This window comes from Streptomyces sp. SP18CS02, assembly GCF_036322365.1.
Classification (GTDB): domain Bacteria; phylum Actinomycetota; class Actinomycetes; order Streptomycetales; family Streptomycetaceae; genus Streptomyces.
Genome location: NZ_JAQYXC010000273.1, coordinates 1 through 230 on the forward strand (window position 1 = coordinate 1; position 230 = coordinate 230).

Genomic DNA, 230 nt, shown 5'->3' on the forward strand with positions numbered 1-230 from the left:
AGCAGCTCGCGCTGCCACAGCGTGTAGTCGGCGTACTGCACCGGCAGCGGTGACCAGTCCGGCGCGCGCCCCCGCGCACGGGCCCCGTACGCCTCGGCCAGGTCCCGCACCAGCGGCGCCAGCGACCACCCGTCGCACGCGATGTGGTGCACCACCAGCAACAGCACGTTCTCCCCCACCCCCGCACCGAACAGGTGCGCCCGCAAAGGCAGTTCGGAACCCAGGTCGAA

At 72.2% G+C, this 230-nt stretch carries 1 protein-coding gene; it reads right to left on the minus strand.

Annotated elements, in window-relative coordinates; genetic code table 11:
- Positions 1-230 (minus strand): condensation domain-containing protein (locus PUR26_RS11015; RefSeq protein WP_329871640.1); only part of this gene is annotated, 230 nt, incomplete at both ends.